Annotated in this window: 20 protein-coding genes; 6 read left to right on the forward strand and 14 right to left on the reverse strand. The window is 64.4% G+C overall.

Going from position 1 to position 21,134, the window contains the following annotated elements:
- Positions 1-8: 8 nt before the first annotated feature.
- Positions 9-1,433 carry a gamma-aminobutyraldehyde dehydrogenase gene (locus C6A77_RS19570; protein ID WP_114170956.1) on the forward strand — a complete coding sequence of 475 codons (1,425 nt, stop codon included), beginning with the start codon at positions 9-11 and terminating at the stop codon, positions 1,431-1,433.
- 125 nt (positions 1,434-1,558) lie between these two features.
- Here C6A77_RS19570 and C6A77_RS19580 read toward each other — a convergent pair whose 3' ends face one another.
- From C6A77_RS19580 to C6A77_RS19595, 3 genes are all read right to left on the reverse strand, one after another.
- Positions 1,559-2,665: an NADH:flavin oxidoreductase/NADH oxidase gene (locus tag C6A77_RS19580; protein WP_114170958.1), complete on the reverse strand. Its 1,107-nt coding sequence runs from the start codon at positions 2,663-2,665 to the stop codon at positions 1,559-1,561.
- A 368-nt stretch (positions 2,666-3,033) separates the two neighbouring features.
- A complete protein-coding gene (recJ, locus tag C6A77_RS19590; RefSeq protein WP_114170960.1) occupies positions 3,034-4,743 on the reverse strand; it encodes a single-stranded-DNA-specific exonuclease RecJ in 1,710 nt (569 codons plus the stop codon).
- An 8-nt stretch (positions 4,744-4,751) separates the two neighbouring features.
- The gene (locus C6A77_RS19595) at positions 4,752-5,294 is read right to left on the reverse strand and encodes a YaeQ family protein (RefSeq protein WP_013971198.1); all 543 of its coding nucleotides are present in this window, start codon (positions 5,292-5,294) and stop codon (positions 4,752-4,754) included.
- A 130-nt stretch (positions 5,295-5,424) separates the two neighbouring features.
- Here C6A77_RS19595 and C6A77_RS19600 point away from each other — a divergent pair, with 130 nt between their 5' ends.
- Both C6A77_RS19600 and C6A77_RS19605 read left to right on the forward strand, forming a co-directional pair.
- Entirely contained in the window at positions 5,425-6,624 is a 1,200-nt protein-coding gene (locus C6A77_RS19600) for a CaiB/BaiF CoA-transferase family protein (RefSeq protein ID WP_114170961.1), read from the forward strand.
- Positions 6,625-6,643: 19 nt separating this feature from the next.
- Positions 6,644-7,516 carry a TIGR02285 family protein gene (locus C6A77_RS19605; RefSeq protein ID WP_114170962.1) on the forward strand — a complete coding sequence of 291 codons (873 nt, stop codon included), beginning with the start codon at positions 6,644-6,646 and terminating at the stop codon, positions 7,514-7,516.
- 151 nt (positions 7,517-7,667) lie between these two features.
- Here the strand turns inward: C6A77_RS19605 and C6A77_RS19610 are convergent, their stop codons facing one another.
- The 11 genes from C6A77_RS19610 to ffh all read right to left on the reverse strand — a co-directional run bounded on the left by C6A77_RS19610 (position 7,668) and on the right by ffh (position 17,087).
- Positions 7,668-7,949 carry a DUF3509 domain-containing protein gene (locus tag C6A77_RS19610; protein ID WP_114170963.1) on the reverse strand — a complete coding sequence of 94 codons (282 nt, stop codon included), beginning with the start codon at positions 7,947-7,949 and terminating at the stop codon, positions 7,668-7,670.
- A 79-nt stretch (positions 7,950-8,028) separates the two neighbouring features.
- Positions 8,029-8,448 (reverse strand): response regulator, encoded by a 420-nt coding sequence (locus C6A77_RS19615; protein ID WP_114170964.1) that lies wholly within the window; start codon positions 8,446-8,448, stop codon positions 8,029-8,031.
- Between the two features lie 186 nt (positions 8,449-8,634).
- On the reverse strand, positions 8,635-10,044 hold the full coding sequence (thrC, locus tag C6A77_RS19620) for a threonine synthase (protein WP_114170965.1): 1,410 nt from the start codon (positions 10,042-10,044) through the stop codon (positions 8,635-8,637).
- Positions 10,045-10,104: 60 nt separating this feature from the next.
- Complete coding sequence (locus C6A77_RS19625; protein WP_114170966.1) at positions 10,105-11,409, reverse strand: homoserine dehydrogenase; 1,305 nt, start codon at positions 11,407-11,409, stop codon at positions 10,105-10,107.
- Between the two features lie 83 nt (positions 11,410-11,492).
- Positions 11,493-12,236, reverse strand: coding sequence for a DsbC family protein (locus C6A77_RS19630; RefSeq protein ID WP_114170967.1), 744 nt, complete (start codon positions 12,234-12,236; stop codon positions 11,493-11,495).
- A 153-nt stretch (positions 12,237-12,389) separates the two neighbouring features.
- The gene (gene xerD / locus C6A77_RS19635) at positions 12,390-13,286 is read right to left on the reverse strand and encodes a site-specific tyrosine recombinase XerD (protein ID WP_114170968.1); all 897 of its coding nucleotides are present in this window, start codon (positions 13,284-13,286) and stop codon (positions 12,390-12,392) included.
- A 246-nt stretch (positions 13,287-13,532) separates the two neighbouring features.
- A complete protein-coding gene (gene rplS / locus C6A77_RS19640; RefSeq protein WP_003252148.1) occupies positions 13,533-13,883 on the reverse strand; it encodes a 50S ribosomal protein L19 in 351 nt (116 codons plus the stop codon).
- Positions 13,884-13,925: 42 nt separating this feature from the next.
- Positions 13,926-14,678 carry a tRNA (guanosine(37)-N1)-methyltransferase TrmD gene (gene trmD / locus C6A77_RS19645; protein ID WP_003252146.1) on the reverse strand — a complete coding sequence of 251 codons (753 nt, stop codon included), beginning with the start codon at positions 14,676-14,678 and terminating at the stop codon, positions 13,926-13,928.
- Positions 14,679-14,681: 3 nt separating this feature from the next.
- Positions 14,682-15,218, reverse strand: a complete 537-nt coding sequence (gene rimM / locus C6A77_RS19650; RefSeq protein ID WP_114170969.1) for a ribosome maturation factor RimM — start codon at positions 15,216-15,218, stop codon at positions 14,682-14,684.
- Positions 15,219-15,223: 5 nt separating this feature from the next.
- Positions 15,224-15,475 carry a 30S ribosomal protein S16 gene (gene rpsP / locus C6A77_RS19655; RefSeq protein ID WP_027920106.1) on the reverse strand — a complete coding sequence of 84 codons (252 nt, stop codon included), beginning with the start codon at positions 15,473-15,475 and terminating at the stop codon, positions 15,224-15,226.
- Between the two features lie 235 nt (positions 15,476-15,710).
- Complete coding sequence (ffh, locus tag C6A77_RS19660; protein WP_114170970.1) at positions 15,711-17,087, reverse strand: signal recognition particle protein; 1,377 nt, start codon at positions 17,085-17,087, stop codon at positions 15,711-15,713.
- Positions 17,088-17,411: 324 nt separating this feature from the next.
- On the opposite strand from ffh, the gene ccsA reads away from it, so the two are divergent.
- The 3 genes from ccsA to C6A77_RS19675 all read left to right on the forward strand — a co-directional run bounded on the left by ccsA (position 17,412) and on the right by C6A77_RS19675 (position 20,998).
- The gene (gene ccsA / locus C6A77_RS19665; RefSeq protein WP_114170971.1) at positions 17,412-18,221 is read left to right on the forward strand and encodes a cytochrome c biogenesis protein CcsA; all 810 of its coding nucleotides are present in this window, start codon (positions 17,412-17,414) and stop codon (positions 18,219-18,221) included.
- Positions 18,222-18,230: 9 nt separating this feature from the next.
- Positions 18,231-19,436 (forward strand): transporter associated domain-containing protein, encoded by a 1,206-nt coding sequence (locus tag C6A77_RS19670; protein WP_114170972.1) that lies wholly within the window; start codon positions 18,231-18,233, stop codon positions 19,434-19,436.
- A gap of 260 nt (positions 19,437-19,696) precedes the next feature.
- A complete protein-coding gene (locus C6A77_RS19675; RefSeq protein WP_114170973.1) occupies positions 19,697-20,998 on the forward strand; it encodes an MFS transporter in 1,302 nt (433 codons plus the stop codon).
- The last annotated feature ends 136 nt before the right edge of the window (positions 20,999-21,134 follow it).

Consider the following 21,134-nt stretch of genomic DNA (forward strand, 5'->3'; position numbering starts at 1 on the left):
AGTCCCCGATGCAAACGCAGATGCTGATCAATGGCCAGCTGGTCGCTGGCCAAGGCCCGGCCTGGACCGTGCTCAACCCGGCACTGGGCACCGCCCTGGCGCAAATCAACGAAGCCAGCGAGGCCCAGGTGGACAGCGCGGTGCGCGCCGCCGACCAGGCCTTCGACAGCTGGTCGCAAACCAGCCCCAAGGAGCGCGCGCAAGCCTTGCTGGCGCTGGCCGATGCCATCGAAGCCCATGGCGACGAACTGGCCCGGCTGGAATCGCAGAACTGCGGCAAACCGCTGAGTGCCGCGCTGAATGACGAGATCCCGGCAATTGCCGATGTGTTCCGCTACTTTGCCGGTGCCGCCCGCTGCCTGGGCGGCTCGGCGGCGGGCGAGTACCTGCCCGGCCACACCTCGATGATCCGCCGCGACCCGCTGGGCGTGGTGGCCTCGATCGCGCCGTGGAACTACCCGCTGATGATGCTGGCGTGGAAAATCGCCCCGGCCCTGGCTGCCGGTAATACCGTGGTGATCAAGCCTTCCGAGCTGACCCCGCTGACTGCCCTGCGCCTGGGTGAACTGGCCCGCGACCTGCTGCCAGCGGGGGTGCTGAACATTCTGTTCGGCCGTGGCCAGACGGTCGGCAACCCGCTGGTCACCCACCCCAAGGTGCGCATGGTCTCGCTGACCGGCTCGATCCCTACCGGCGCGCACATCATCAGCGCCACCGCCGACAGCGTGAAACGCATGCACATGGAACTGGGCGGCAAGGCCCCGGTGCTGGTGTTCGACGATGCCGATATCGATGCCGCCATCGACGGCATCCGCACCTTCGGTTTCTACAACGCCGGCCAGGACTGCACCGCAGCCTGTCGCCTGTATGTGCAGGACGGTATCTACGAGCGCTTTGTCGAACGCCTGGGTGAGGCTGTGGCCAGCCTCAAGCCGGGCCTGCAGGAGGCCGGGGACACCGAGCTGGGGCCGCTGATCAGCGCCCAGCACCGCGACAAGGTAGCGGGACTGGTGGAGCGCGCCATCGCCCAGCCGCACATTCGTCTGGTCACCGGCGGCAAGGCCATCGCGGGTGACGGTTTCTTCTTCGAGCCGACCGTGCTGGCCGATACCCTGCAGGATGACGAGATCGTGCGCAACGAAGTGTTCGGCCCGGTGGTGTCGGTGACCCGCTTCAACGACGAAGCGCAGGCGCTGGCATGGGCCAACGACTCCGACTACGGCCTGGCTTCCTCGGTATGGACCCGCGACACCGGCCGCGCCCATCGCCTGGCAGCACGTTTGCAGTATGGCTGCACCTGGGTGAATACCCACTTCATGCTGGTCAGCGAAATGCCCCATGGCGGGCAGAAGCATTCAGGGTATGGCAAGGACATGTCGATGTATGGGCTGGAGGACTACACCTGTGTGCGGCATGTGATGATCAAGCACTAGCCTGAGTTGTATCTGCCGGCCTCTTCGCGGGCTTGCCCGCTCCCACAGGTACGTCACCGCCCTTGAGGTTCGTGATGTACCTGTGGGAGCGGGCAAGCCCGCGAAGAGGCCAGTACAGATAGAAACTAGTCGCGCAGGTCCGACTCGTGAATCGGGTTGGCCCGGCTGGTCGCGCGCTGGTATTGCGCTGGCCAGGTGGCCTTGTTGCCGCCCAGGTCATCGTCGGCATGCAGCGGCCAGTACGGGTCGCGCAGCAGTTCACGGGCAAGGAAGATGATGTCGGCCTGGCCAGTGCGCAGGATGTGCTCGGCCTGGGCCGGTTCGGTGATCATGCCCACGGTGCCGGTGGCAATTTCCGACTCCTTGCGCACACGCTCGGCGAAGCGCGTCTGGTAGCCCGGGCCGGTGGGGATTTCGGCATTGACCGAGGTGCCGCCGGAGGACACGTCGATCAGGTCGACGCCCAAGCCACGCAGGCGGCGCGCCAGCTCGACGGTTTCATCCGGGTTCCAGCCATCCTCCACCCAGTCGGTCGCCGATACCCGCACCAACAGCGGCAGCTCGGCCGGCCAGACCTCGCGCACGGCCTCGACCACTTGCAGGGTCAGGCGAATACGGTTCTCGAAGCAGCTGCCGTATTCGTCACGGCGCTGGTTGCTCAGCGGTGACAGAAACTGGTGCAGCAGGTAGCCGTGGGCGGCGTGAATCTCGACCACTTTGAAACCGGCCTTCAGGGCGCGCTCGGTGGCAGCGACGAAGGCGGCGATGACGTCGTGGATTTCATCCTGGGTCAGCTCGCGTGGCGGTGTGTGTTGTGGATCGAAGGCGATCTTCGACGGCCCCACCGGCTGCCAACCGCCCTCTTCCGGTTTGACACTGCCTTGTTTGCCCAGCCAGGGGCGATAGGTGCTGGCCTTGCGCCCGGCGTGGGCCAGCTGGATGCCAGGCACGCCCCCCTGGGCGGTGATGAAACGGGTGATGCGTTGCAGCGGGGCGATCTGCGCGTCGTCCCACAGGCCAAGGTCTTCGGCGGTGATGCGGCCATCGGCGGTGACCGCCACGGCCTCAGTGATCACCAGGCCCGCCCCACCGACGGCGCGGCTGCCCAGGTGAACGAGATGCCAGTCGTTGGCCAGGCCATCGACGGCGGAATACTGGCACATCGGCGATACCGCGATGCGGTTGGGCAGGGTCAGCTGACGCAGGGTGTAAGGCTCGAGCAGCAGGCTCATGAGGGCACCTCCCAAGGACTCCAATGGTGATCCGGCCGGACACTCAATTGCACGTCCCTGGCCCGGGTCCGGTCATTCTTCAGACTAGACCAGAATGGTTGGGGGGAAGGTTCCCTGCGAGGTGTTGGATGGCACCGGCTTCGCCGGTGCTCGCCGGCAAGCCAGCTCCCACAGGTACAGCGCAAGCCTTGAGCCCGCCGCAGGCCCTGTGGGAGCGGGCGTGCCCGCGAAGCAGGCGACGCGGTGCATGGCACCGGCTTCGCCGGTGAACCCGCTCCCACAGAGGTATTACCAAACCGGAAGGTGATAAGGTACTTGTGGGAGCTGGCTTGCCGGCGATGGGCTGCAAAGCAGCCCCGGAATTGCAGTCAACGCGGCTCCATATGGGCAATCATCAACTGCACGCTTTCATTACCGCGAAACTCGTTCACATCCAGCTTGTACGCCAACTCGACCCAACGCACCGTGGGGTTCGGCCACACTTCGCGATCGATGCCAAAGGCAATGCCGTCCAGCCGCACCGAGCCACACTCGCTCTTGAGCACAACCTTCAGGTGCCGCTCGCCGACCACGCGCTGCTCCACCAGCTGGAACACGCCATGGAACAGCGGCTCGGGGAAGTGCTGGCCCCAAGGCCCGGCGTGGCGCAGGGCCTTGGCCAGGTCGAGGTGGAACTCCTCCACCGCCAGGCTGCCATCGGACAACAAGCGGCCGGTCAAGTCGTCTTCACGCAACTGGCGCCGTACTTCTTCGTCAAACGCCTGGGCAAACGCCGGGAAGTTGGCCTCGGGCAACGACAACCCGGCGGCCATGGCGTGGCCGCCGAACTTGCTGATCAGTTGCGGATGACGCGCCGCCACGGCATCCAGCGCATCGCGGATGTGGAAGCCCGGCACCGAGCGCGCCGAGCCTTTGAGCATGCCCTCGCCCGCGTCGGCGAAGGCGATGGTCGGCCGGTGGTAACGCTCCTTCAGGCGCGACGCCAGAATACCGATCACCCCTTGGTGCCAGTCGGCATCGAACAGGCACAAGCCGTACGGCATCGACTCGACCGGCAGGTCCTTGAGCTGCGCCAGGGCTTCGCGCTGCATGCCCTGCTCGATGGACTTGCGGTCCTGGTTCAGGTCATCCAGCTGCTGGGCCATGTCCTGGGCCAGGGCCGCGTCTTCGCACAGCAGGCATTCGATGCCCAGGCTCATGTCGTCCAGGCGCCCGGCGGCGTTCAGCCGCGGGCCGAGGATGAAGCCGAGGTCAGTCGAGGTGATGCGCCGGTGATCGCGGCGGGCCACTTCGAGAATGGCCTTCAGCCCCGGTCGCGCGCGGCCGGCACGGATGCGTTCCAGGCCCTGGTGCACCAGGATGCGGTTGTTGGCATCCAGCGGTACCACGTCGGCGACGCTGCCCAGGGCGACCAGGTCGAGCAGTTCGCCGATGTTCGGCTGTGGCTGCGTTTCGTAGCGCCCCAGGCTGCGCAGCCGCGCGCGCAGGGCCATCAGCACGTAGAAGATTACCCCCACCCCGGCCAGCGCCTTGCTCGGGAAGCTGCAGCCTGGCTGGTTGGGGTTGATGATGGCATCGGCGTCGGGTAACTGCGCGCCCGGCAGGTGGTGGTCGGTGACCAGTACCTTGAGCCCGGCGGCCTTGGCTGCCGCCACCCCTTCGACACTGGAGATGCCGTTGTCCACGGTGATCAGCAACTGCGGCTGGCGTTGCAGCGCCACCTCGACGATTTCCGGGGTCAGGCCGTAGCCGTATTCGAAGCGATTGGGCACCAGGTAATCGACATGGGCCGCGCCCAGCAGACGCAGGCCCAGCACGCCGACGCTACTGGCGGTGGCGCCGTCGGCGTCGAAGTCGCCGACGATGAGGATGCGCTGGCGCTGGTCGAGCGCCTCGACCAGCAGGTCGACGCCGGCCTCGATGCCCTTGAGCTGCTGGTACGGCAGCAGCCGCGCCAGGCTCTTGTCCAGTTCGGCCTCGCTCTGCACGCCGCGCGCGGCATACAGGCGGGTCAGCAAGGGTGGCAGGTTACCCAGAAATGGCAGGGTCGGCGGTAGCGGGCGAGGTTCGATGCGCATGAGGGGGTTCAGCCACGCTCACCCAGCAGCCACTCCAGCTGCACTTCGTGCTGGCCACGGTCGTCGGTGACGAACAGGGTACCTTCGCTGATCATCACGTCCCACTTGATGGTGCGCGGCATGTCGGTGGCCAGGGTTTCCAGCACCTCCTGCGGTACAGCGGCGATGCTCAGGTTCTTCAGGCCCTTGACCGCGTCCACCACCTTGTTCTGCCAGACCCGCAGGCTGCCGTAGGCCAACAGGCTGGTGCGCTCGGTGCGGCGCGAACACCAAGTCAGGCGGTCGGCGTCCGGCTGGCCCACTTCGATCCAGTGCAGGATGCGATCGTCCAGGCTCTTTTCCCACAGTGCCGCCTCGTCCACATCGGAAAGGCCGCGGCCGAACGACAGGTTCTCGTTGTACCAGAGGGCGTAGGCCAGCAGGCGCACGGCCATACGTTCTTCGGTTTCCGAAGGGTGGCGGGCGATGGTCTGACGGACGTTTTCGTACACGCCGCGGTCGAGGTCGGTCAGGTTCAGTTCGAATTTGTAGGTGGTGGACGGCTGGGCCATGGTCGACGGGCTTCTTGCGCAAGAAAAGTCGCATAGTCTAACCGATCCTGCCCTTCGTTGTGCCTCAGCAGTATCTGCCGCTTCGGACCTATGATAAAACCTCCATCTGCCCAGTTGCCACGGATGCCCCATGTCTACGCCCAGCAAACCCCTCGCCGGCCTTAAAGTTGTCGAACTTGGCACGCTGATCGCGGGCCCGTTCGCCTCACGCATCTGTGCCGAGTTCGGCGCCGAGGTGATCAAGGTCGAATCGCCCGATGGCGGCGATCCGCTGCGCAAATGGCGCAAGCTGTATGAGGGCACCTCGCTGTGGTGGTTCGTGCAGGCCCGCAACAAGCAGTCGCTCACCCTCAACCTCAAGCACCCTGAAGGCCGCGAGATTCTGAAGAAGTTGCTGGCCGAGGCCGACATCCTGATCGAGAACTTCCGCCCCGGTGTGCTGGAAAAACTCGGCCTGGGCTGGGATGTGCTGCATGCGCTCAACCCGCGCCTGGTGATGGTGCGCCTGTCGGGCTTCGGCCAGACCGGGCCGATGAAGGACCAGCCGGGCTTCGGTGCGGTGGGCGAATCGATGGGCGGCCTGCGCTACATCACCGGCTTCGATGACCGCCCGCCAGTGCGCACGGGCATTTCCATCGGTGATTCGATTGCCGCCCTGTGGGGCGTGATCGGTGCGCTGATGGCCCTGCGCCACCGGGAAGTCAACGGCGGCCAGGGTCAGGTGGTGGATGTGGCCCTGTACGAGGCGATTTTCGCCATGATGGAAAGCATGGTCCCGGAGTTCGATGTGTTCGGTTTCATCCGCGAACGCAGCGGCAACATCATGCCGGGCATCACGCCCTCCTCCATCCACACCAGCGCCGACGGCAAGCACGTGCAGATTGGCGCCAACGGCGATGCGATCTTCAAGCGCTTCATGCAGGCGATCGGCCGCGCCGACCTGGCCGAAGACCCGACCCTGGCCAGCAACGACGGCCGCGACCTGCGCCGTGACGAGCTGTACGGGGTGATCGACCGTTGGGCCAACAGCCTGCCGCTGGAACAGCTGCTACAGGTGCTGAACAGCGCCGAAGTGCCCGCCAGCCGCATCTATTCGGCTGAGGACATGTTCAACGACCCGCAGTACCTGGCACGCGAGATGTTCCTGCAGGCCAGGCTGCCGGACGGCAAGCCGTTCCGCATGCCCGGCATCGTGCCCAAGCTCTCGGAAACCCCCGGCTCCGCCGAATGGGTCGGCCCGGCGCTGGGCGAACACACCGAAACGCTGCTCGGCAACCTGGGCTACGACACGGCGGCCATCGCCAGCCTGCGCGCCGCAGGCACGGTCTGACCTGGCGCTGCCCTGGCCCATGCGTGCTGCCCGTTGCCTAGCTTATCTGGCCCTGCTGTGCGGGCTGCTGCCTGCATTGCTGCAGCCAGCCAGCGCCAAGGAACGCCTCTTCTGGCTGGTGCGCGACCTGCCGCCGTTCACCATTTTCGAAGGACCGGAGAGAGGCCGGGGGGTAATTGACCAGCTGCTGCCCCTGCTGATCGGGCAGATGCCCGAGTACGACCACAGCATCGTGCGGGTCAACCGCGCGCGCGGTATCCAGATGCTGCAAGACCCAAAGACGTTCACCTGCGACCCAACCCTGTTGTGGACGCCGGAGCGCGCTGAGTACGTACGCTTTTCCCTACCGTCCGTTGGCGTGCTCAGTGGTGGCCTGGTGTTGCGCAAGGATAGCGAGGCGCTGGTGGCGCCCTACCTCCACGATCAGGAGGTAGACCTGCATGGGCTGCTGAGCAAGACCACACTGCAGCTGGGGATTGTCGCCGGGCGCAGCTACGGCACGCAGATCGATGCCATCCTGCAGCAACTGCCCGACACCGCGCTCAGCCGCCACTATGGCAACGACGCCACCGCCAACCTGCTGCAGATGCAACAGCTGGGGCGTCTGCAGCTGGTGCTCGGCTACTGGCCGGAAGTGCGCTACCTGGTCCAGCAGCAAGGCGGGTCACTGGCCGACTACCAGTTTTATCCCGTGCAGGGGGTGAGCCGTTATCAGTTTCTGCACGTGGGCTGCTCGAACAGCGAGCTGGGGCGTGCGGCAATTGCGCACATCGATCAGTTGCTGCCGACCCTGCGCCGTGACGTATTGCCGGGGTTGTATGCGCGCTGGCTGAGCCCGGCGCTACAGGAAGACTACCTGGAACAGAGCAAGCGGTTCTTCGAGGCCCGATAGCTGCCAGGTCGACACACACGTAAAAGAAACCCCGGACGCTGGGGAATACGCCCGGGGCCAAGCGAAAGCCCTTGCCGGGCTTCCCGTGACAGCCTTGCCAGCGCCGGAGCAAAGCACTGGCTGGCTGCCCCTACCGTATCTGATAAACCACTCAGGCAAAGGTTCCCTGGGGTTGCTGGCGCTGCTGCAGTGCCGCGATCACACAGGGTTGCAAACGCCCTTCAGCAATCTGCAGGTCGCGGTGCAGGCCATCTACCAGGTCGATCAACAGGCGTTGTTCCTGCAATTGGCGCTCGCTGACCGTGCGCCGCAGGGTGATGCCGGCAAGGCGGTCGTGAACGGTCAATTGGCGATTACCATTGCCATCGGCAACGCCGAGGTGGGTCTGGTAGGGGCTCAGAGCTTCGTTGAGCAGTCTGCAGATTCTTTCCATCCGGATCACTCGCTGCGTGGTGGGGTATAGAGGAACTGACCAACAGACGCAGCGGAAAGTTCGCTACAGCGCGGCTGCTTCAATGAGCATGGGGCGCGGACATGACAGTTTGAATATGCCGCCAAGGGCGCACCTGAAGGGTGCAAAGGGCCTGCTGCAGGCGTGGCATCGACAGCGGCCAGGGCAGCTCGGCGAGCACCCACAGGCCACGCTTTCTGGCTTCCTGGGCGAGGTCATGGCGCTTGGTGGTGGGCCGGCCGACAAACAGCAGCGCGCGGGCCTGGTGGGGCTGTTCGAGCAAGGCAAGGCCGGCCTGGGTGGGCATGGCGTGGTCGAGGATCAGCAGGTCCGGGCGACGCCCGGCACCGAGGCAGGCGTCGAGGTCAGCACTGGTTTCACTGATGCGCACGTGGAACATGCCTTGGGCATTGAGGGCCTGGTGCAGAAGGATCTGGTGGGATGGGCGAGCCTGGTGAATCAACACGTAGGGCTGGTGCATGAGCCGCTCCTGGTGGGAGGACCGGCTAATTTAGATGTGGCGCGGGGCTATCTGAATAGGACTTTTCTGATGCAGCACCGGGAAGAGTCGGAGAAGCAGGGCTGCCTTGCAGCCCATCGCCGGCAAGCCAGCTCCCACAGGAATTGCACATGACCCTGGGCTCATGCGGCCGAGCGGTGCCAATGTTTACAGCGGTTTGCCGCGGTTGCCGTGCTGGCTGACAAAGCCCTGCACAGCCTTCAGGTCATTGGCCAGCACCGTGCAACGCTCTTCACGGCTGAACAGGTCGCTGAGGTGCGCCGGCAGCTCCAGTGCCTTGCCCACACCGGCCTTCTCCACCGCTTCCGGGAACTTGACCGGGTGCGCGGTACCCAGCACCACCATCGGAGTATCCAGGCTGCGGCGGCATTCACGCGCGGCCTTCACACCGATCGCGGTGTGCGGGTCGAGCACCTCACCGGTGGCGGCGAAGACTTCGGCGATGGTTTCGCAGGTCTGCTCGTCGCTCACCGCCAGCGAGTCGAACAACTTGCGCGCTTCGCTCCAGCGGTCTTGCTCGACGCTGAAGCCGCCACCTTGCTTGAAGTTGGCCATCAGCTCGGCAATCGCCCCGCCGTTGCGACCGTGCAGGTCGAACAGCAGGCGCTCGAAGTTGGACGAGACCATGATGTCCATCGACGGCGACAGGGTCGCGTGCAGGGTTTCCTTGACGTACTGGTTGCCGCTCATGAAGCGGTGCAGGATGTCGTTGCGGTTGGTCGCGACGATCAGCTGGCTGACCGGCAGGCCCATGTTGCGCGCCAGGTAACCGGCGAAGATATCGCCGAAGTTGCCGGTTGGCACCGAGAACGCCACCGAGCGCGCCGGGCCACCCAGCTGCAAGGCCGCGTGGAAGTAGTAGACGATCTGGGCCATGATCCGCGCCCAGTTGATCGAGTTGACCGCGACCAGGCGGGTGCCCTTGAGGAACGACTGGTCGGCGAAGCTGGCCTTGACCATTTCCTGGCAGTCGTCGAAGTTGCCTTCGATGGCGATGTTGTGGATGTTGTCACCGAAGAGGGTGGTCATCTGCCGACGCTGCACTTCCGACACACGCTGGTGCGGGTGGAGGATGAAGATGTCGACGTTGTCGCAACGGCGGCAACCTTCGATGGCGGCAGAACCGGTGTCACCGCTGGTGGCGCCGATGATCACCACGCGCTCGTTGCGCTTGGCCAACACGTGGTCGAGCAGGCGGCCGAGCAGTTGCAGGGCGAAATCCTTGAACGCCAGGGTCGGGCCGTGGAACAGCTCCAGCACCCACTCGTTGCTGTTCAGCTGACGCAGCGGGGCGACCGCGGCGTGGGCGAACTCGCCGTAGGTTTCTTCGAGGATCTTCTTGAAGTCGGCATCGGCGATGCTGCCTTCGACGAACGGGCGCATCACCCGGAAGGCCAGTTCGTGGTACGGCAGGCCAGCCCACGAGGCAATCTCTTCCTGGCTGAAACGGGGCAGGTTTTCCGGCACGTACAGGCCGCCGTCGCTGGCCAGGCCAGCCAGCAGCACATCTTCGAAATTCAGGGCCGGTGCCTGGCCGCGAGTACTGATATAGCGCATGGGTGCAAACCTTCGATGCTGAGGCCCGGGCCGCGCTGGCAGCCCGATGGCACTGATTTGTTAGTTGAGCTGCTCGACGCGGATGCGCACGACGTTACCGACCACATCCTGCAGCGCTTCGAGGGCGACGATGGCGTCGTTGATGCCTTGTTCGACCACGCGGTGGGTCAGCAGGATCATCGGCACCAGGCCATCCTGTTCCTCGGCCTCTTTCTGCATGATCGACTCGATGTTGATGCCACGCTCGGAAAGGATGCTGGCCACCTGGGCCAATACGCCCGGATGATCCTTGGCCTGGATGCGCAGGTAGTAGGCACTTTCGCACGCTTCGATCGGCAGGATCGGGTGAGCCGACAGCGAGTCCGGCTGGAAGGCCAGGTGCGGCACGCGGTTTTCCGGGTCGGAGGTCATGGCACGGACCACATCGACCAGGTCGCCGACCACCGACGAAGCGGTAGGCTCCATGCCGGCACCGGCGCCGTAGTACAGAGTAGAGCCGGCAGCGTCGCCATTGACCATGACCGCGTTCATCACGCCGTTGACGTTGGCGATCAGGCGGTCGGCCGGGATCAGCGTCGGGTGCACGCGCAGCTCGATGCCTTCGGCGGTGCGGCGGGCCACGCCGAGGTGCTTGATGCGGTAGCCCAGGGCCTCGGCGTAGTTCACATCAGCCGTGGTCAGCTGGGTGATGCCTTCGGTGTAGGCCTTGTCGAACTGCAGCGGGATGCCGAAAGCGATCGAGGCGAGGATGGTCAGCTTGTGCGCGGCATCGATGCCTTCGACGTCGAAGGTCGGGTCGGCTTCGGCATAACCCAGCGCCTGGGCTTCGGCCAGCACGTCCGGGAAGGCACGGCCCTTCTCGCGCATTTCGGTGAGGATGAAGTTGCCGGTACCGTTGATGATCCCGGCCAGCCAGTTGATGCGGTTGGCCGACAGGCCTTCGCGGATTGCCTTGATCACCGGAATGCCACCGGCCACGGCCGCTTCGAAAGCGACGATCACGCCCTTCTCGCGGGCCTTGGCGAAGATTTCATTGCCGTGCACGGCAATCAGCGCCTTGTTGGCGGTGACCACGTGCTTGCCATTTTCGATGGCCTTGAGCACCAGGTCGCGGGCCACGGTGTAGCCGCCGATCAGTTCGACGACGATGTCGATCTCCGGGTTGCTGGCAACTTCGAACACGTCAGCGGTAATGGGGGTACCGGTAATCTGGCAGTTCGGGTTCTGCGAGCGCATGGCGATCTGTGCCACTTCAATACCGCGCCCGGCACGGCGGGCAATCTCCTCGGCGTTGCGCTGAAGTACATTGAAGGTTCCGCCACCGACGGTCCCCAACCCACAGATGCCTACTTTGACCGGTTTCACTGTGAACTCCCCATTGAACGGCCGACACCTTTGCCGACCGTGAAACATGCCGTCACCCCATGACGACGGCGTACTTGACTGGATTACTTGGCAAGTGCCAGCTTGGCGACCTGCGGTGCCGGCTGGTAGCCCGGAATGACCTGGCCACTTTCAAGGACGATCGCCGGTGTACCGTTGACGCCGATCGACTGGCCCAGCTGGAACTGCTTGCCGACCGGGTTGGCGCACTTGGCGGCCTTGATTTCTTCACCCTCGACCATCTTGTCCATCGCCGCACGGCGGTCGCTGGAGCACCACACCGCCTGCAACTGCTGGTCGCCAGGCGAACCGAGCCCCTGGCGCGGGAAGGCGACATAGCGCACTTCGATACCGCGGCGGTTGAGCTCAGGCACTTCGGCATGCAGCTTGTGGCAGTACGGGCAGGTGGTGTCGGTGAACACGGTGATGTGCGACTTGGTCTCGCCTTTGGCAGGATAAACCACCATCTCGGCAGCTGGAATGCCGTTGATGAGCTTGGCGATACCCAGACGCTCGGTTTTCTCGGTGAGGTTGACCGGCTTGCCGTCCTGGATCTGGAACAGGTAGCCCTGCATGACGAACTGGCCGTCGCCGCTGGCGTACAGCACACGGCCGCCCTGCAGCTTGACTTCATACAGGCCACCGACCGGGCTGCTGGCCACGCTTTCGACGGGCACTTCCAGCTCGAGGTTCTGCAACGATTTACGGATGGCCTGCTCGGCAGCGGCATTGCTGTCGGTGGCTGCGGCTACGGCAAAGGTACTGGCCAGCGCCAACGCGGCGGCGGCGAAAAACTGGGTCACGCGCATGGGAACTCCTGAAGGCGGACAGGGGCCGGAGGGCGCCACCTGCGGAAAAAACGCGGTGACCGTGCGGCCCTTGGTGCAAACCGCTCAAGCCTACCACATCACACCGCCGGTGAAGGGCCTTGCATGGACCGGTCGGCGGAACATGAAAAACATTCATCCACGCGGATGATGCTGGGCGTGCAGTTGCTGCAGGCGGGCCTTGGCCACGTGGGTGTAGATCTGTGTGGTCGACAGGTCGCTGTGGCCGAGCAGCATCTGCACCACGCGCAGGTCGGCGCCGTGGTTGAGCAGGTGGGTCGCGAAGGCATGGCGCAGGGTGTGCGGCGACAGCGGCTTGTCGATGCCGGCCACCCGTGCCTGGTGCTTGATGCGATGCCAGAAGGTCTGGCGGGTCATCTGCTCGCCGCGCTGGCTGGGGAACAGCACATCGCTGGGGCGGCCATTGAGCAGTTCGCCGCGGCCATCGCGCAGGTAGCGCTGCAACCACACCACCGCCTCTTCGCCCATCGGCACCAGGCGCTCCTTGCTGCCCTTGCCCATCACCCGCAGCACGCCCTGCCGCAGGTTGACCTGGTCGAGGGTCAGGCTGACCAGCTCGGTAACCCGCAGGCCGCAAGCGTAGAGCACTTCGAGCATGGCGCGGTCACGCTGGCCGATGGCTTCGCCCAGGTCCGGAGCCTGCAGCAAGGCTTCGACATCGGCTTCGGACAGTGACTTGGGCAGAGGCTTGCCCAGTTGCGGCATGTCGATTTGCAAGGTCGGGTCGATGGCCACCCGCTTTTCCCGCAGCAGGTAGCGGAAGAACCCGCGCAGGCCAGACAGGAACCGCGCGGTGGAGCGCGGTTTGTAGCCTTGGTCGAGGCGCCAGGCCAGGTGGTCGAGGATCAGTTCACGGCCAGCGTCGGGCAAACTGACACCGTGCTCCTGGAGCCAGCCGTTGAACAGGGCCAGGTCGCTGCGATAGGACATGCGGGTGTTGTCGGACAGGCCTTTTTCAAGCCACAGGGCATCGAGGAACTGGTCGATCAGGGGGTGGTCTAGGGCGGGCATTCGGGGCTGCTGGGTGTTGGAGGTGGGGCTAGTGTTTCACAGCAGCTTGGCGGTTGTCTGCACCCGCGAAAGGGCCGAAACAGGAGAACTCAGGCGTCACGCGAGTTACCGACAACTCGGCGTGGCGGTGGATTTCCTGGTCTCGGCTAGTCATGGCAATGACATTTTCCGAGCACAAAACGCAAAAAGCAGCCCGAAGGCTGCTTTTTTCTCGCTAGGCGGCCTCGGCCACCGGGCAAACTGTCCTCAGGACAGTTTTTCCTTGATGCGAGCGGCTTTGCCGGACAGGTCGCGCAGGTAGTACAGCTTGGCTTTACGCACGTCACCACGACGTTTCACGGCCAGGCTGTCGATCTGCGGGCTGTAGGTCTGGAAGGTACGCTCTACGCCAACGCCGCTGGAGATCTTGCGCACGGTGAAGGCGCTGTTCAGACCGCGGTTACGCTTGGCGATAACGACGCCTTCGAACGCCTGCAGACGGGAACGCTCACCTTCCTTCACTTTAACCTGGACGACAACGGTGTCGCCTGGTGCGAAGGTCGGGATTTCCTTGCTCATCTGCTCGGCTTCGAGCTGCTGGATGATCTTGTTGGTCATGCTGTGCTCCTAAGATGGATACGCGATCCACCATCGATACGTTTAACTATCGTCCCGCTCGCGAAGATATTCCTCGAGCAGCTTCTTCTCTTCTCCAGAAAGCGAGCGACTTTCCAGAAGATCGGCGCGTCGTTCGAAGGTCCTACCAAGGGACTGCTTCATTCTCCAACGCCGGATGTGTGCATGGTTGCCACTTAGCAACACGTCGGGAACACGCTGATCCGCATACACCTCAGGTCGGGTGTAGTGCGGGCAATCGAGCAGACCGTCGGTGAAGGAATCTTCTTCCGCCGAGTCCACATGCCCTAAAGCTCCGGGCAGCAGCCGTGTAACCGCATCGATCAGTACCATGGCCGGCAGCTCGCCACCGGAAAGCACATAGTCGCCAATCGACCACTCCTCATCGACATGAGCCTCGATAAAGCGCTCGTCGATGCCTTCATAACGACCGGCGATCAGGATCAACGATTCCTGTTCGGCCAGGCCTTTGACCGCCTGCTGAGTCAGCTTGCGGCCTTGTGGCGAAAGGTAGATCACCTTCGCCGCTGCTCCGGTCGCCTGCCTGGCGCTAACCAGGGCGTCTTCCAGAGGCTTGATCTTCATCACCATGCCCGGACCACCGCCAAACGGCCGATCATCCACCGTGTGGTGACGATCTGTGGTGTAGTCCCGCGGGTTCCAGCAAGTCACCTGAAGCAACCCCTGTTTCACCGCGCGGCTGGTAATGCCGTACTCCGTGATGGCCGAGAACATCTCGGGGAACAACGTGATGACGTCTACGCGAAGGTTACCCATCGTCTAGAAGTCCGCGTCCCATTCAACCCGCATCACGCCTGCTTCCAGGTCGATGTCGAGCACGCATTGCGCCGTATAGGGCAACAGACGCTCGCGATCATCCAGGCTGCCTGCGCAGGGTTTGACCACCAATACATCGTTCGCACCGGTCTCCAACAGGTGATCGACCTTGCCGAACAGTTGTTCGTCCTGGTTGATGACCTTCAGACCCACCAACTGGTACCAGTAGTACTCGTCGGCAGCCAGGTTGGGCAAAAGGCTCCGCGCAATGCAGATTTCGTAACCGCTCAGAAGACGGGCTTCATCACGATCATCGAGGCCTTTCAGCTTCACGACCAGGCCCTTCTGGGAGCCACGACCGCTGACCAGCTCGACCTGCTTTACCTTGCCTTCGTGCCGAAGCGTCCAGCGCGGATAATCCAACAGGTTTTCAATCGGATCGGTAAAGGAATACACCTTCACCTCGCCGCGAACGCCGTGAACCGAAAAAATCTTGCCAACGACGATGAGGTCGTCAGCCTTTTCTGGCGTCGCGTTCATACTGCTCAGGCAGCAGCCTTGGCAGCGTCCTTCAGCAGCTGAGCAACGCGCTCAGACGGCTGTGCGCCCTGGCTCAGCCAGTAGGAAACGCGCTCTTGGTTGACCGACAGCTTGACTTCGGCGCCCGATGCGATCGGGTTGAAGAAGCCTACGCGCTCAACGAAACGGCCGTCACGGGCGTTACGCGAGTTGGTCACGGTCAGGTGGTAGAATGGGCGCTTTTTCGAGCCGCCACGGGCAAGACGAATGGTTACCATGTGAACATTGTTCCTATAGTCGGTGCTGCAAATCTGAATGCCAAATAGGCACACGGGTGCCCAAAAGGCCGCATATTCTCGGGGAATACACGGACATTTGCAAATGCCTTTTTCGGCAAGGCCCTGCCCTGCCGTCCAGATTTGCCGGTTAAGCCGCGGAATTTGCGGCCATTGCCCCGCCAAAGCGGGGGTTTCGGGCGCCCGCTCATCGATAAGCGGGCACCCGGAATAGGGATTACAGCTTCGGCATGCCGCCGCCTGGCAGCATCCCGCCCAGGCCGCGCATCATCTTGGCCATGCCGCCCTTGGCGGAGAACTTCTTCATCATCTTCTGCATCTGCTTGTGCTGCTTGATCAGCCGGCCAATGTCCTGCACCTGGGTACCGGAACCCAAGGCGATACGGCGCTTGCGCGAACCGCTGATCAGGTCAGGGTCGCGGCGCTCGGCCGGGGTCATGGAGTTGATGATCGCTTCCATCTGCTTGAACTGCTTCTCGGCCGCGCCCTGGGCGTTGCCCATCTGCGACAGGTTGACACCGCCGATGCTCGGCAGCTTGTCCATGAGGCCACCCAGGCCGCCCATGTTCTTCATTTGCTGCAGCTGATCGCGGAAGTCTTCGAGGTCGAAGCCCTTGCCCTTCTTCAGCTTCTTGGCCAGCTTGTCGGCCTTGGCCTTGTCGATGGTCTGCTCGGCCTGTTCGATCAGGCTGAGCACGTCACCCATGCCGAGGATGCGCGAGGCGACACGGTCCGGGTGGAACGGCTCGAGGGCTTCGGTCTTCTCGCCCATGCCGATGAACTTGATCGGCTTGCCGGTGATGGCGCGTACCGACAGCGCGGCACCGCCACGGGCGTCACCGTCGACCTTGGTCAGCACCACGCCGGTCAGCGGCAGCGCCTCGCCGAACGCCTTGGCGGTGTTGGCAGCGTCCTGACCGGTCATGGCGTCGACCACGAACAGCGTCTCGATCGGCTTGACCGCGGCGTGCAGCGCCTTGATCTCGTCCATCATGTCGGCGTCGATGTGCAGGCGGCCGGCGGTGTCGACGATGACCACGTCGATGAACTTCAGCTTGGCTTCGCGGATGGCCGCTTCGGCGATGGCCACCGGCTTCTGGCTGATGTCGGACGGGAAGAAGCTCACGCCGATGTCGTTGGCCAAGGTTTCCAGCTGCTTGATCGCCGCCGGGCGGTAGACGTCGGCGGAGACCACCATCACGCTCTTTTTCTTGCGCTCTTTCAGGAAGCGCGCCAGCTTGCCGGCGGTGGTGGTCTTGCCCGCACCCTGCAGGCCAGCCATCAGCACCACGGCCGGAGGTGCGGCGTTCAGCGCGAGGTCTTCGTTGGCCGCGCCCATCAGGCTTTCCAGCTCGGCCTGGACGATCTTCACGAACGCCTGGCCCGGGGTGAGGCTGCGCGACACTTCGGTGCCGACCGCACGGTCCTTGACGCTATTGACGAAATCCTTGACCACCGGCAGGGCAACGTCGGCCTCGAGCAGGGCCATGCGCACTTCGCGCAGCGTGTCCTTGATGTTGTCTTCGGTCAGCTTGGCCTTGCCGGTGACATGGCGCAGCGTCTGTGACAGGCGGTCGGTCAGGTTTTCGAACATGGTGATCCTTTCAGGCCCAGTAAAAGCCGAGGTTTGTCAGGCGCCCGGGGGGAATGCATACCCGCCAGGCACAGCAAGGCGGCGATTATAGCGAAGTGCGGCGGCGGCGCACACCTTGGTGGCGGTGTGGTAGATAATCGGTGGCTGTGCCGGCCTCTTCGCGGGTGAACCCGCTCCCACAGGGACTCCACCACATTCGAAGCCGGCGCCGTACCTGTGGGAGCGGGTTTACCCGCGAATGGCCCAACGCGGTCCGCCAGTCTTCCTAGACCAGCGGAATCTATGCCAAACTCCGTCTCTTTCAAGGCTCGCCAACCAGGACTTATGTTCTCCTCACCCAGCCTCATCCCCAACCTGATCGCCGCCGGCCTATATATAGCTGCGTCCCTCTATCAGGGCTCGTACCTGGCCAGCAACCGCAAGGCCGACAAGCGCCTGCTTGGCCTGCTGGGTGCCTTTGCGGTGCTCGCCCAGGCCGGCGCGCTGTTCTTCCAGCTGATCACCCCGCTTGGCCTGAGCCTGGACTTCTTCAGTGCCGCCAGCCTGATCGCCGTGGCGGTCATCGCCCTGACCCTGCTGGCCTGCTTGCGCATACCGGTGGAAAACCTGCTGGTGCTGCTGTTCCCGCTGGGCGCGATCACCGCGCTGCTGGCGCAGTTCGCGCCCCCCGGCACCGTGCCGCTGGTCAACGAAGCACCGGGCATCCTCGCGCACATCCTGCTGTCGATCCTGGCCTACGGGCTGTTCACCATCGCGGTGTTCCAGGCACTGCTGTTGCTGCTGCAGGACCGCCAGCTGAAGAACAAGCACCCGTCCGGGCTGATCCGCAACTTCCCGCCGCTGCAAACCATGGAAAGCCTGCTGTTCGGCTTCCTCTGGGCCGGCTGGTGCCTGCTGTCGCTGTCGCTGATGTCCGGCTGGCTGTTCCTCGAAAACCTGTTCGCCCAGCACCTGGTGCACAAGACCCTGCTGGCCTGTGTCGCCTGGGTGGTGTTCAGCGTGCTGCTGTGGGGCCGCACCCGCCTGGGCTGGCGTGGCCACAAGGCGATCCGCTGGACGCTGGCCGGTTTCTGCCTGCTGATGCTGGCCTATTTCGGCAGCAAGCTGGTTCGCGAATTCATCCTGCATATCTGACGGCCGCCCATGGATACCCTGCCGTACGCCCCGCTATTCGGCACCCTGGCACTGGCGCTGTTGTGGTCGGCGTTGTTCACTGCGGTGGATGCCGCCCGCCTGCAACTCAATGGTGCGCTGCGCAACGGCGACGACGGCCAGCCCGTGCTGCCGGCCCAGGCCCTGGTGCTGTGCGCCAGCCTCGGCAAGCTGCTGGTGCTGGGCCTGGCCTGCCTGATCGGCCAGCGCCATAGCGGCGAGCACGGTTTCTGGCTGGCCGGTTTGGCCGCTACTCTGGCCTTGCTGGTGTTTGCCGAATACCTGCCGCGGCGCCTGGCCCGGCGCAGCCCGCAAGCCTTCGCCAGCCTGGGCGAAAGCCTGCTGAAGGTACCCCTCGCCCTGCTGCAGCCCCTGGCTTGCCTGCTTGACGGCATTGCCAGGCTGATGCTGCGCCCGTTCCGCGTACAACCCACCGCCGTGGCCCTGCACCCGCCGCAAGCCGACGATTTCGACGAGGACGAGGAGCACGAAGCGCCTCGCCATGGGCTGCTCGATGGCCTGCAGTCGCTGGACAAGATCACCGTCAACGACATCCTGGTGCCGCGCAACGAAGTGGACGGCATCAACCTCGACGAGCCGATCGAACGCATCATCGAGCAGCTGATCGTCAGCCGCCACACCCGCCTGCCGGTCTACCACAACGACATCAACCAGGTTGAAGCGATCCTCAACACCAAGCTGATCAGCCACCTGCTGCCCAAGGCCGAACTCACCTTGCAAGCGCTGCTCGGCGCCTGCTACGAGCCATACTTCGTACCGGAAAGCACGCCGCTGCAAATGCAACTGCTGAACTTCCACAAGCAGCAGCGCCGTCTGGGCGTGGTGGTGGACGAATACGGCGAAGTGCTGGGCATCGTCACCCTGGAAGACATCCTCGAGGAAATCGTTGGCGAATTCGAGGACGAACAAAGCCTGGACAACCCCCACGTGCATCCGCAGGCCGATGGCACCTTCGTCATCGACGGCACCGCTTCGCTGCGCGAGATCAACCGCACCCTGGGCTGGCACCTGCCCTGCGACGGCGGGCCGAAAACCCTCAACGGGCTGGTCACCGAAGCCCTGGAGAGCATTCCGGAAAGCGCCGTTTGCCTGAAGATCGGCCGCTATCGCCTGGAAATCCTCGAAACAGAGGACAATTGTGCCAGCAAGGTACTGGTCTGGACCGTGACCCGATAGCTATACTCGGGTCACGCTTACCCAGCCCCGCCGTCCCGCCTGCTACCCGCACCCGGCGCCCCACGGCCAGTCCGCGCCACTGACACGCCCTGCGGTCCTGCTTCAACACCCCGAACAGTGCCCGCGCCCGCCCCTATCCCCTTTGGGCTATCGTCAGTCGGGCGCACACAACAACAAAACGCTCCGGCGTCCGCGCCAGCGTGCCGGCCCTGTGCCGTGCACGTCCATGGAGCTGGACCAGACTGTCAGGGACCTACTCAATGACCACCAGCAGCACCTATGCCGAAGCGCCTGCCGCACCGGTCAACTCGCCCGCGCGGGTCGCCACCGCCAGTTTCATCGGCACCGCCATCGAGTTCTACGATTTCTACGTCTACGCCACGGCCGCCGCCCTGGTGATCGGCCCGGTGTTCTTTCCGTCCGGGTCAGGCACCGCGCAGATGCTGGCGGCCTTCCTCACCTTCGGCATCGCCTTCCTCGCCCGCCCGCTGGGCTCGGCACTGTTCGGCCACTTTGGCGACCGTATCGGCCGCAAGTCGACCCTGGTCGCCTCGCTGCTGCTGATGGGCGTCTCCACCACGGCCATCGGCGTGCTGCCGGGCTATGACAGCATCGGCGTGTGGGCACCGATCATCCTTTGCCTGCTGCGCTTCGGCCAAGGCCTGGGGCTGGGCGGCGAATGGGGTGGCGCGGCCTTGCTGGCCACCGAGAACGCACCGCCAGGCAAGCGCGCCTGGTTCGGCATGTTCCCACAGCTGGGCCCGTCGATCGGTTTCCTCGCCGCCAACGGCCTGTTCCTGACCCTGGCGCTGGTGCTCAGCGACGAGCAGTTCCGCGAATGGGGCTGGCGCATTCCCTTCCTGCTGAGCGCTGCGCTGGTAATGGTTGGTCTGTATGTGCGCCTGAAGCTTGAAGAAAGCCCGGTGTTCGCCAAGGCCGTTGCCCGCCACGAGCGGGTGAAAATGCCGGTGGTCGACCTGTTTGCCAAACACTGGCGGCCTACCCTGCTGGGTGCTGCGGCCATGGTGGTGTGCTATGCGCTGTTCTATATCGCCACGGTGTTCTCGCTGAGCTACGGCGTGAGCACGCTGGGCTACAGCCGCGAGACGTTCCTTGGCCTGCTGTGCTTCGCAGTGGTGTTCATGGCCCTGGCCACGCCATTGTCGGCCTGGCTCAGCGACCGTTACGGGCGCAAGCCGGTGCTGATCGTCGGCGGCCTGCTGGCGGTGGCCTCGGGCTTTACCATGGAGCCGCTGCTGACTTCGGGTTCGACCGCAGGCGTGGCGCTGTTCCTGGCCATCGAACTGTTCCTGATGGGCGTGACCTTCGCGCCGATGGGTGCCTTGCTGCCTGAACTGTTCCCAACCCATGTGCGTTATACCGGCGCTTCGGCGGCGTATAACCTGGGCGGCATCGTCGGCGCTTCGGCGGCACCATTCTTCGCCCAGAAGCTGGTGAGCATGGGCGGGCTGGGCTGGGTGGGGGGTTATGTTTCGGTGGCGGCGGTGATCAGCCTGATTGCCGTGCTGTGCCTGAAAGAGACCCGTGATACTGCACTTTGAGTGACTGGGGCTGCTTTGCAGCCCATCGCCGGGGCGGCCCCCCCCCCCCCCCCCCCCCCACCCCCCCCCCCCCCCCCGGGGGGGGGGGGGGGGGGGGGGGGGGGGGGGAGCGCGCCCCCCCCGCCCCCCCCACCCC

It is taken from the genome of Pseudomonas sp. AFG_SD02_1510_Pfu_092 (assembly GCF_003331055.1).
In the GTDB taxonomy this organism is placed as follows: domain Bacteria; phylum Pseudomonadota; class Gammaproteobacteria; order Pseudomonadales; family Pseudomonadaceae; genus Aquipseudomonas.